We start from the raw sequence: 10,168 nt of genomic DNA on the forward strand, positions 1-10,168 counted from the left end.
CTCGGAAGGAGTGGTGGTCACCGGTCGACGCCTCCCATCACGGGGTCGATGGACGCGACGGCGACGATGACGTCGGCGACCTGGCCGCCCTCGCACATCGCCGCCATGGCCTGCAGATTGGTGAAGGACGGGTCGCGGTAGTGGACCCGGTAGGGGCGGGTGCCGCCGTCGGACACGACATGCACCCCGAGTTCGCCCTTGGGCGACTCGACGGCGGCGTACGCCTGGCCGGGCGGGACCCTGAAGCCCTCGGTCACCAGCTTGAAGTGGTGGATCAGGGACTCCATGGAGGTGCCCATGATCTGCTTGATGTGGTCGAGGGAGTTGCCGAGGCCGTCCGGGCCGAGGGCCAGCTGTGCGGGCCAGGCGATCTTCTTGTCGGCGACCATGACCGGACCGGGCTCCAGCCGGTCCAGGCACTGCTCGATGATCCGCAGCGACTGGCGCATCTCCTCCAGGCGGATCAGGAAGCGCCCGTACGCGTCGCAGGTGTCGGCGGTCGGAACGTCGAAGTCGTACGTCTCGTAGCCGCAGTACGGCTGCGCCTTGCGCAGGTCGTGCGGGAGGCCGGCCGAGCGGAGGATCGGGCCGGTGGCGCCGAGGGCCATGCAGCCGGCCAGGTCGAGGTAGCCGATGTCCTGCATACGGGCCTTGAAGACGGGGTTCCCGGTGGCGAGCTTGTCGTACTCGGGAAGGTTCTTCTTCATCTTCTTCACGAACTCGCGGATCTGGTCCACCGCGCCCGGAGGCAGGTCCTGAGCCAGGCCGCCGGGCCGGATGTACGCGTGGTTCATGCGCAGGCCGGTGATCAGCTCGTAGATGTCGAGAACGAGTTCACGATCACGGAAGCCGTAGATCATGATCGTGGTGGCGCCGAGTTCCATGCCGCCGGTGGCGATGCACACCAAGTGCGAGGAGAGCCGGTTCAGCTCCATCAGGAGCACGCGGATGATGGAGGCGCGGTCGGGGACCTGGTCCTCGATGCCGAGGAGCTTCTCGACGGCGAGGCAGTACCCGGTCTCGTTGAAGAACGACGTCAGGTAATCCATGCGCGTCACGAAGGTCGTGCCCTGTGTCCACGTACGGAACTCGAGGTTCTTCTCGATGCCGGTGTGCAGATAACCGATTCCGCAGCGGGCTTCGGTGACCGTCTCGCCGTCGATCTCCAGGATCAGCCGGAGCACGCCGTGGGTGGACGGGTGCTGCGGGCCCATGTTGACGACGATGCGCTCGTCGTCGGCCCGGGCCGCGGTCTGGACGACCTCGTCCCAGTCGCCACCGGTGACCGTGTAGACGGTGCCCTCGGTGGTTTCGCGGGCAGCTGCTGACTGAGTGCTCATGAGTAGGACCTCCGCTGGTCCGGAGCCGGGATCTGGGCGCCCTTGTACTCGACGGGGATGCCGCCGAGGGGATAGTCCTTGCGCTGCGGGAAGCCCTGCCAGTCGTCCGGCATCATGATCCGCGTCAGGGCCGGGTGACCGTCGAAGACGATGCCGAAGAAGTCGTACGTCTCGCGCTCGTGCCAGTCGTTCGTCGGATAGACGGAGACCAGGGACGGGATGTGCGGCTCACTGTCCGGGGCGCTGACTTCGAGGCGGATCAGCCGGTTGTGGGTGATCGAGCGCAGGTGGTAGACGGCGTGCAGCTCGCGGCCCTTGTCGCCGGGGTAGTGGACCCCGCTCACCCCCGTGCACAGCTCGAAGCGGAGGGCCGGGTCGTCGCGCAGGGTCTGAGCGACGCGGACCAGATGCTCGCGTTCGATGTGGAAGGTGATCTCGTCGCGGTCGACGACCGTCTTCTCGATGGCGTTCTCGGGGACGAGTCCCTGTTCCTCCAGGGCGCCCTCCAGCTCGTCGGCGACCTCGTCGAACCAGCCGCCGTACGGCCGTGTGGCGGGTCCCGGCAGCCGCACGGAGCGGACCAGGCCGCCGTAGCCGGAGGTGTCGCCGCCGTTGCTGGCGCCGAACATGCCGCGCTGGACGCGGATCTCCTCTCCCTGGTCGCCGCGCTGGCCGGGAAGGTTGGAGGCGGCCAGGTCCTTCTCGGGGTTCACCCCGTTGCTGCCTTTGTCGTTCGCGTCGCTCACCGCAGCAGGCCCTTCATCTCGATGGTGGGGAGCGCCTTGAGCGCCGCTTCCTCCGCCTCGCGGGCCGCCTCCTCGGCGTTCACGCCGAGCTTCGAGGTCTGGATCTTCTGGTGCAGCTTGAGAATCGCGTCCATCAGCATCTCGGGCCGTGGCGGACAGCCGGGCAGATAGATGTCGACAGGGACGATGTGATCGACGCCCTGCACGATCGCGTAGTTGTTGAACATCCCGCCCGACGACGCACAGACCCCCATGGAGATCACCCACTTGGGGTTCGGCATCTGGTCATAGACCTGCCGCAGCACCGGCGCCATCTTCTGGCTGACACGTCCGGCGACGATCATCAGGTCGGCCTGGCGCGGTGAGCCGCGGAAGACCTCCATGCCGAAGCGCGCCAGGTCGTAGCGGCCCGCACCGGTCGTCATCATCTCGATGGCGCAGCAGGCGAGGCCGAAGGTGGCGGGAAAGACGGACGACTTGCGCACCCACCCAGCGGCCTGCTCGACGGTGGTCAGCAGGAAACCGCTCGGCAGCTTTTCTTCGAGTCCCATGCTCAGTGGCTCCTCTGTCCCCTATCCGGGGTTCAGTCCCATTCCAGGCCGCCGCGCCGCCATACGTACGCGTACGCGACGAAGACGGTGAGCACGAAGAGCAGCATCTCCACGAGCCCGAATACCCCAAGGGCGTCGAAGGTGACGGCCCAGGGATAGAGGAAGACGATCTCGATATCGAAAATGATGAAGAGCATCGCCGTCAGGTAGTACTTGATCGGGAACCGCCCGCCGCCGGCCGGCGTGGGGGTCGGCTCGATACCGCACTCGTAGGCCTCGAGTTTGGCCCGGTTGTACCGCTTTGGACCGATAAGCGTGGCCATGACCACGGAGAAGATCGCAAAGCCTGCCCCGAGGGCTCCCAATACGAGGATGGGCGCATACGCGTTCACCGCTCCTCGCTCCTCTCAGTCGGCATTGACTGCTTGCGGGGTCCCCCCGGCCGGAGGCTGGGGAGGTTCGTCGGACTTCACCTGCCCCACGAAGCTCACAGGCTCCGTCGGCTTCACGAGACTCGCAAGCCCCGTGCGGCTTCACGAAGATCGCGTACATGTGAAGCAGGTCACAAGCCCAACTGCCACGCATCTTATGCCTGCCGGTCTGTGATCTGCGACACGGGGTACGACAACGCCTTTGTGATCTCCACCACCTGGCACTGGATCATGAAGTCGGAGGCGTACCGATCTTCGCTCAGGAAGCGTCCGAGTGATCACCAGAAGTGACAATTTCGCTCGTTACCGCAGGTCCGGCAGCGCGGCCCAATACCAAGAGGCAGCCACCGCAAGCAAATTGGTACTGGACGTCAGCGCTTGGTAGAGGAACTCATTCACACTTCGGGGGGAGTTGGCGCACCGGTGTGGACGGACACGAGAGCGTGCATCCGTTCACGAGCGGAACACGAACTTGAGACCCGACCGAGACACAGAGGGCGAGACGTATCCGCCGAGGTGACCGTTCCGTGACCTGCGTCACATCCAAAGCCCCGGTACACAAGCGGGGCTTGGCCATCGGTCTCAACGAATGGTAGGCGGCGGGCAATTCGGACGTAATGCGAAAAGACCTTGCTCAGAGGCCGGTTGGACGGTGTCCACTTTGCCCGGTACGGCGTCAATAAGGATCGCCACTTCCTGAATTTGGGCCGCCCATTGAACAACTGTGGCGCACCACACGTTTCTTGAAGATATGGAGGAGCCCCTGATACCGGTTGGACTCATGTCCCACACCGCTCACATACCCAGCCACCGGAAACCCCGGCCTCGCAGCAGTTCGAAGCTCGCGCGCGCCGGAGTTGCCGGTGGCGTCCTCAGCACCCTGGCAGTGGGCGCTGCGGCCGGATCGGCGAACGCGGCCGAGCCCGTGACCCAGACGATCGAACTGCCCACGCTCACGGCCGACCTCTCCGCGACCGTGGCCGAGTCCGCGGCCGCCACCCAGCAGGCCGCGGCCGACTACGAGCTGCTGGCCGAGCGTGACGCGGCCGCCGCCAAGGCCGCCAAGCAGGCCAAGGCCGACCTCGCCCAGGCGAAGAAGAAGGCGGAGGCCAAGAAGAAGGCCGAGGCCGAGCGCAAGGCCGCCGCCTCGCGGGCCGCCGAGCGGACCACCCTGACCGCCTCCGCCCCGAGCACGGACACCGATGTCCCCGCACCGGCGAGCGGCAGCGTCGGTACGGTCATCAACTTCCTCAAGGCGCAGGTCGGCGACGCCTACGTCCTGGGCGCCACCGGCCCCAACGCATGGGACTGCTCCAGCCTGGTCCAGGCCGCGTTCAAGCAGGTCGGCGTGGACCTGCCGCGCGTCTCGCAGGACCAGTCGACGGTCGGGACCGACGTCCCGCTGTCCGACATTCAGGTCGGCGACATCCTGTACTGGGGCGGTAAGGGCTCCGCGTACCACACGGGTGTCTACATCGGAGACGGCAAGTACCTGGACGCCGCGAACCCCGGCAAGGGCGTCGTCATCCAGGAGCTGTCGGGCTACCCGGCGAGCGGCGCGGTGCGCGTGCTCTGACTCTGACCGGACCGGGGCGTCCGCCTCCGGTCACCCCGGTCGCGCAACGTGAAGGGCCGCTTCCCCACTGGGGGAAGCGGCCCTCATCGCGCGTGGGCGTCACGCCTTGGGCGCCACCTTGCTCAGCCCGTTGATGATGCGGTCCATCGCGTCGCCGCCCGTCGGGTCGGTCAGGTTGGCGAGCATCTTCAGCGTGAACTTCATCAGCACGGGGTGCGTGAGTCCGCGCTGCGTCGCGATCTTCATGACCTTCGGGTTGCCGATGAGCTTCACGAAGGCGCGCCCGAGGTTGTAGTAACCGCCGTAGGTGTCCTTGAGGACCTTCGGGTAGCGCTGGAGGGCGAGTTCGCGCTGGGCGGGCGTCGCGCGGGCGTGCGCCTGGACGATGACGTCGGCGGCGATCTGGCCGGACTCCATGGCGTACGCGATGCCCTCGCCGTTGAAGGGGTTCACCATGCCGCCCGCGTCGCCGACGAGCAACAGGCCCTTCGTGTAGTGCGGTTGGCGGTTGAAGGCCATGGGGAGGGCGGCGCCGCGGATCGGGATCGTCATGTTGTCCGGGGTGTAGCCCCACTCCTCCGGCATCGACGCGCACCAGGCCTTCAGCACCTCGCGCCAGTCCAGTTCCTTGAAGGAGGAAGAGGTGTTGAGGACGCCCAGGCCGACGTTCGAGGTGCCGTCGCCCATGCCGAAGATCCAGCCGTAACCGGGCAGCAGCCGGTCCTCGCCCGGGCCGCGCCGGTCCCACAGCTCCAGCCAGGACTCCAGATAGTCGTCCTCGTGGCGCGGGGACGTGAAATACGTGCGCACCGCGACGCCCATCGGCCGGTCGTCGCGCCGGTGCAGGCCCATGGCGAGGGACAGCCGGGTCGAGTTGCCGTCGGCCGCGACGACCAGCGGGGCGTGAAAGGTGACCGCGCGCTTCTCCTTCGAGTCGGCGTCGCCGAGCTTCGCGTGCACGCCGGTGACGCGGCCGGTGCGGTCGTCGACGATCGGGGCGCCCACATTGCAGCGCTCGTACAGCCGGGCGCCCGCCTTCTGCGCCTGCCGCGCCAGTTGCTCGTCGAAGTCGTCCCGCTTTCGTACGAGCCCGTAGTCGGGGTAGGCGGCGAGATCCGGCCAGTCCAGTTGGAGGCGGACACCGCCGCCGATGATGCGAAGCCCCTTGTTCCGGAGCCAGCCCGCCTCCTCGGAGATGTCGATGCCCATCGAGACGAGCTGCTTGGTCGCGCGGGGCGTCAGCCCGTCGCCGCAGACCTTTTCCCGCGGAAACGCGGTCTTCTCCAGGAGCAGGACGTCGAGTCCGGCCTTCGCAAGGTAGTACGCGGTGGTGGAACCGGCTGGCCCGGCCCCGACGACGATCACATCGGCGGTGTGTTCGGAGAGGGGCTGGGGCTCGGTCACGGTGGGGTCTCCCCAAGACTCGAAATCAACGTGCCGACGGGCACTGGACATGGGCAGTCTATTCAGCGGTACTGATCACCCTGCTGAAGGGCCACTCCATGAACCGACCTTCCCCCGTGGTACGACTGCGCGTCCCCACCGACGAGGACGCCTTCGCCTGGCACCGGATCTTCGACGACCCGGACGTGATGGAGTTCCACGGCGGAAAGCCGGCCGAGCTGTCCGTCTACGAGGAGCTGACCGCGCGGCAGCGCCGGCACGACGCCGAGTACGGCTTCTGCTTCTGGACCATGCTCGACGAGAAGGACGACGTCATCGGCTTCACGGGCGCCCAGCCGTGGCCGCACGACTGGGGTCCGAAGGGCGAGATCGAGATCGGGTGGCGGCTCGGGCGGGCGTACTGGGGCAAGGGATACGTCACCGCTGCCGCGTGGAACACGATCGACCGGCTGCGGGCGGCAGACGTCCCCAGCGTGGTGGCGATGGTCAACTCCCGCAACGAACGCTCCATCGCGGTGACCAGACGCCTGGGTATGACCCTGGTCGAGAGGTTCACCTCGCCGGCCTCGCAGCAGACGGGCCACTGCTACCGACTGGACCTCTGAGACGGTCCCCTGCTGCCGACTCGACCTCTGAGACCGGTGACGGCTTCCGGGGCGGCCGCCGAGATGGGTGACGCCTACCAGGCCGGCCTCCGGGGCCGGGGGACGCCTTACGGGCGGCGCCCGGCTTCCGGCAGCGCGCGGCAGGGCTTACTCTTCCGGTACCGCTGGGGGTGACGTCTGTGCGCAAACCACCCGATGTGCGTGTACCGCGGTTCGTCGGCCTGATGGCCGTGGACGCGCGCGAGACGGCCGAGGCACGTGGCGTGATGCTCGCCGCGCCCGACCGGCCCGACTTCCATCTGACCGTCGTCGACTACGTCGTACGCCAGTACCCGCTGCCCGGCACCGAGGTGCCACCCGGTGCCGTCGTCACCGTGTGGTTCGACTTCGGTGAAGGAGAGGGCGGCGGCGGAGCGGGGGTTCGGGAGCCGCGGCTCCCTCACCCGCCGACAGGGGGCTTGTACCGCGAACTCGATGAACCGGGTGACCCGTTCGAGGTCTTGCGGTGACATGCGCTCCACTGGGCAAGGCGGTTTCGAAACTGCGAGTCCGTCGTGGCTTGTCGCGCCCGCGGGGCGGAGCCGCATATTGATACAGCCCCGCGCCCCTATGGGGCGCGGGGCCGCACCGGACTTCGACTGCTCAGCTCTGCTTGAAGCCCCGGTGCAACGCCACGATCCCGCCCGTGAGATCGCGCCAAGCCACCTTCGACCAGCCGGCCTTGCGCAGACGCTCGGCCAGTGCGGGCTGGTCGGGCCAGGCGCGGATGGACTCGGCGAGATAGACGTACGCGTCGGGGTTGGAGGACACCGCCCTCGCGACCGGCGGCAGCGCTCGCATCAGGTACTCCGTGTACACGGTGCGGAAGGGCGCCCAAGTGGGGTGCGAGAACTCGCAGATCACCACGCGCCCGCCCGGCCTGGTCACCCGGTACAGCTCGCGCAGGGCCGCGTCCGTGTCCTGTACGTTCCGCAGGCCGAAGGAGATCGTCACCGCGTCGAAGGTGTCGTCCTTGAAGGGCAGCCTCGTCGCGTCGCCCGCCGTCAGCGGCAGCCAGGGGTGGCGCTTCTTGCCGACCTGGAGCATCCCGAGCGAGAAGTCGCACGGCACGACGTACGCCCCGGTCCGTACAAAGGGCAGGGACGAGGTGGCCGTACCCGCCGCCAGGTCCAGCACCTTCTGCGCGGGCCGCGCGTCCACCGCCTTCGCGACCTCCTTGCGCCACCGCCGGTCCTGGCCGAGCGAGAGCACGTCGTTCGTGAGGTCGTACCGTTCCGCCACGTCGTCGAACATCGAGGCGACTTCGTGCGGCTGCTTGTTCAGGGAAGCGCGGGTCACGGGCCCATTGTGGCAGCCGGGAGCAGAGCTGGGACGCCCGGCCTGCCGGGCAGGGCGTGGGTCGAAGACCGGCCGCTTTTGAGACGTTGCCCGTTCCTCGACGTACGTCACGAGAGATCCCCGACGTACGTCACAAGAGAGGTGGATGTGCAATGAGGAGTCTCCTTAAACCGGCTGCCGGGCTTGTCTTCGCGACGGCGCTGACCTGTACCGGGTGCTCCTCGGACCCGTCCCCCTCGCAGGCGGCCCCCACACTTCCGAGAACGCCGGTCCCCTCCACGGAGACCTCGCCGGATACGCCGTCACAGTCACCGCCGGAGAGGCCCTTACCGAGTCCCGCGTTCGTCCCGTACGTCAGCGCCACCGCGGCCTCCGGCAACGAATCGGCGGGCTCCGCGTCGGCCTTCAACCTGGCCTTCGTGATCGCGGGCCGGGGCGGCTGCACGCCGACGTGGGGTGCGAAGGCCATCGACCAGCCGGCGGTGAAGTCCAGGATCTCGGCGCTGAAGTCGTCCGGCAGCAGCGTGCGGGTCTCCTTCGGCGGAGCCTCCGGCAAGGAGCTCGCGACGACCTGCAAGAACGCCTCCAAGCTGGCCGACGCCTATGCGACCGCGCTCGACGCCGCCGGTGCGACGGAGGCCGACTTCGACATCGAGGGCGACCCGTTGGGCGACTCCAAGTCGGTGGCCGTGCGCTCCAAGGCCATCGCCCTGCTCCAGAGGCAGCGCCCCGAAGTCCGGGTGTCCTTCACGCTGCCGGTGATGCCACACGGCCTCAACAAGGACAGCCGGGCCGTGTTGAAGTCCGCCAACGACAGTGACGTACAGGTCTCCGCGGTCAACATCATGACCATGAACTACGGGAGTTCGTACGACGGCGACATGGGCACGTACGCGATCAAGGCGGCCAAGGCGACCCACGGCCAGCTGAAGAAAATCTTCGGCCTCTCGTCCGAGGACGCCTGGAACGGCCTCGCGCTCACCTCGATGATCGGCGTCAACGACGTCGACAACGAGACGTTCACGTTGCCCGACGCGGCCCAAGTCCGGTCGTTCGCCGAGGAGAAGGACATCGCCTGGGTGTCGATGTGGGCGGCGGCCCGTGACCGGCAGTGCGCGCGCGGCAAGGCGAAGGCGAACGTCGCGCAGACCGACTGCAGCGGGATCAAGCAGCGTTCGGGCGCGTTCGCGGAGGCGTTCTCGGGCTGATCGATGGACACGCCTTCGCCGACGGCCCAGTCGAACTCGCCGCAACTGAACATGATTTGCCAAGGTCCTGCTCGCCCAGGACGCGGTCTCGGCCTGCTGGCATCGGGCTCCGGTGGGATGAGTTCCGCCCGAGACCCTCTTGACTGCCCTCCGGGCCACCGCCATCATGTGTGCCACATTCTGGCATGTAATTCCATTTTCCGGCACGCGGCTCTCGGGTGATCCTGCCGAAGTGAGCCGAGATCCCGAAAGTTGGACAGATGCGAGAGACAGCCTTCCCAAGCACCGGCTCTCCGCCGAGCCGGAACGACCGCAGGCTGTCCCCTCGTGGAATAGCAGGGTTTGGGCGGGTGTAGCCGCCGCGCCGCATCACGGTCTGTGGCACGCCTGCGATCCGCGTGCCGTGGGGGTGTGCAACCTCGCCCGATTCGCGAAGGAGACGGTCCCCTGTGGACGCCATCGACGAGAAGATCATCGCCGAGCTGACCCGCAACGCCCGCATCTCACACTCCGAACTGGCCAGCAAGGTGCTGCTGTCCCGCAACGCGGTGCGCCAGCGCATCGAACGGCTGGAGCGCGAGGGACACATCGCCGGCTACACCATCGTCCGCGCCGGCGACGACACCAGCGATGTCGTCTCCGCGCTCGTACTCGTCTACCGCCAGGACCGCATGCGCGGCGGCGACGTCCTGGCCGCACTCAAACGCATCCCCGAGGTCGTCATCTGCGAGATCCTCAGCGGCGACTTCGACATCATGGTGCGCCTGGAGGCGGCCTCGCTGGAACGCATACGGGGCATCTGGGAGGATACCGCCAAGACGCCCGGCGTACGGGACACGGTCACGGCACTCACCCTGATTCTACGGCACCCCGTCCCCGGACGGCCTGACCGTCAAGCTCGGCCTGCCCCAGCCCCACCACAAGCCCGTGGACGACCCGAACCGGCTGAACCGGACCGTCGCACCGGAG

General features: G+C 67.7%; 11 protein-coding genes. 5 read left to right on the forward strand and 6 right to left on the reverse strand.

All coding sequences use genetic code 11. The features are described from left to right. Nucleotides 1-17: 17 nt before the first annotated feature. The 4 genes from ABD357_RS19155 to ABD357_RS19170 are packed head-to-tail and all read right to left on the reverse strand — an operon-like array spanning nt 18 to nt 3,029. On the reverse strand, nt 18-1,340 hold the full coding sequence (locus ABD357_RS19155) for an NADH-quinone oxidoreductase subunit D (RefSeq protein WP_344391530.1): 1,323 nt from the start codon (nt 1,338-1,340) through the stop codon (nt 18-20). Beyond that, on the reverse strand, nt 1,337-2,086 hold the full coding sequence (locus ABD357_RS19160) for an NADH-quinone oxidoreductase subunit C (RefSeq protein WP_344391531.1): 750 nt from the start codon (nt 2,084-2,086) through the stop codon (nt 1,337-1,339). Before ABD357_RS19160 ends, ABD357_RS19155 begins: the two co-directional genes overlap by 4 nt. Further along, nucleotides 2,083-2,637, reverse strand: a complete 555-nt coding sequence (locus tag ABD357_RS19165; protein ID WP_010041554.1) for a NuoB/complex I 20 kDa subunit family protein — start codon at nt 2,635-2,637, stop codon at nt 2,083-2,085. The genes ABD357_RS19160 and ABD357_RS19165 overlap by 4 nt, the downstream gene beginning before the upstream one ends. Nucleotides 2,638-2,669: 32 nt before the next feature. After that, on the reverse strand, nt 2,670-3,029 hold the full coding sequence (locus ABD357_RS19170; RefSeq protein WP_033319564.1) for an NADH-quinone oxidoreductase subunit A: 360 nt from the start codon (nt 3,027-3,029) through the stop codon (nt 2,670-2,672). A 790-nt stretch (nt 3,030-3,819) separates the two neighbouring features. Here ABD357_RS19170 and ABD357_RS19175 point away from each other — a divergent pair. Continuing rightward, entirely contained in the window at nt 3,820-4,644 is an 825-nt protein-coding gene (locus ABD357_RS19175) for a C40 family peptidase (protein WP_344391533.1), read from the forward strand. A 99-nt stretch (nt 4,645-4,743) separates the two neighbouring features. Here ABD357_RS19175 and ABD357_RS19180 read toward each other — a convergent pair whose 3' ends face one another. Then, nucleotides 4,744-6,048: a geranylgeranyl reductase family protein gene (locus ABD357_RS19180; protein WP_344391534.1), complete on the reverse strand. Its 1,305-nt coding sequence runs from the start codon at nt 6,046-6,048 to the stop codon at nt 4,744-4,746. A 98-nt stretch (nt 6,049-6,146) separates the two neighbouring features. Here ABD357_RS19180 and ABD357_RS19185 point away from each other — a divergent pair, with 98 nt between their 5' ends. Together ABD357_RS19185 and ABD357_RS19190 are read left to right on the forward strand one after the other, a co-directional pair. After that, nucleotides 6,147-6,653 (forward strand): GNAT family N-acetyltransferase, encoded by a 507-nt coding sequence (locus ABD357_RS19185; protein WP_344391535.1) that lies wholly within the window; start codon nt 6,147-6,149, stop codon nt 6,651-6,653. A gap of 170 nt (nt 6,654-6,823) precedes the next feature. Further along, nucleotides 6,824-7,162 carry a PASTA domain-containing protein gene (locus ABD357_RS19190; protein WP_344391536.1) on the forward strand — a complete coding sequence of 113 codons (339 nt, stop codon included), beginning with the start codon at nt 6,824-6,826 and terminating at the stop codon, nt 7,160-7,162. Nucleotides 7,163-7,295: 133 nt separating this feature from the next. Here the strand turns inward: ABD357_RS19190 and ABD357_RS19195 are convergent, their stop codons facing one another. Then, nucleotides 7,296-7,991 (reverse strand): demethylmenaquinone methyltransferase, encoded by a 696-nt coding sequence (locus ABD357_RS19195; protein ID WP_344391537.1) that lies wholly within the window; start codon nt 7,989-7,991, stop codon nt 7,296-7,298. Nucleotides 7,992-8,143: 152 nt separating this feature from the next. On the opposite strand from ABD357_RS19195, the gene ABD357_RS19200 reads away from it, so the two are divergent. Together ABD357_RS19200 and ABD357_RS19205 are read left to right on the forward strand one after the other, a co-directional pair. Beyond that, entirely contained in the window at nt 8,144-9,199 is a 1,056-nt protein-coding gene (locus ABD357_RS19200) for a chitinase (protein WP_344391538.1), read from the forward strand. A 449-nt stretch (nt 9,200-9,648) separates the two neighbouring features. Beyond that, nucleotides 9,649-10,168 (forward strand): Lrp/AsnC family transcriptional regulator (locus ABD357_RS19205; protein WP_344391539.1); only part of this gene is annotated, 520 nt, incomplete at its 3' end.

The organism is Streptomyces vastus (assembly GCF_039532825.1).
GTDB classification, from domain to species: Bacteria; Actinomycetota; Actinomycetes; order Streptomycetales; family Streptomycetaceae; genus Streptomyces; species Streptomyces vastus.